The 515-nt window shown below is 57.9% G+C and carries 1 protein-coding gene and 1 pseudogene; both read left to right on the plus strand.

Features of this window, described 5'->3' with window-relative positions; translation table 11 throughout:
- A pseudogene (locus ACFR9S_RS14740) lies at window positions 1-344 on the plus strand (hypothetical protein); the annotation flags it as partial.
- 27 nt (window positions 345-371) lie between these two features.
- Window positions 372-515 (plus strand): surface glycoprotein (locus ACFR9S_RS14745; RefSeq protein ID WP_379818959.1); only part of this gene is annotated, 144 nt, incomplete at its 3' end.

Below are 515 nucleotides of genomic sequence, written 5' to 3' on the forward strand. Positions count from 1 at the left end.
ACGTCGAACTCCGTCTCGACGGAGACACCGTGACTACCGAGTCGGTTGCCCTTGACGCGGGTGCAAGTAGCACCGTTGAGTTCGAGGTTAACGCGAGTGAACTCGCTGCTGGCGAGTACAACCACTCCGTGTGGACCGAGGACAGCGAGGCTACTGGCGACCTGACGATCGAGGAAGAACCGGCTGACAGCGAGTGGTACGCCGAGTACACCAACGACAGCGGTGTTGTTGGAGACAGCGGCGTTAACTCCGCTGTGTCGGATTACCTGGGAGGCGACCTTGGGGACACCGAGCTGAACCAGCTCCTCAATTCGTACCTCTCGGGGGACCCGGTTGATGAATAAGCACACAAACACAAGAGACAACCAACAATGACAGGAGATAACCAAACGAAGGCACGCGGGATCGCTCTCGCTGCCCTCATGATCATGTCCGTGTTCGTCGCCGGTATCGGTTTCACCGGCGCGGTAGCGGCAGATGGTCATATCACTGCAGACAGAAGTATCGACTCTGTC

The organism is Halolamina salina (genome assembly GCF_042678005.1).
GTDB classification, from domain to species: domain Archaea; phylum Halobacteriota; class Halobacteria; order Halobacteriales; family Haloferacaceae; genus Halolamina; species Halolamina salina.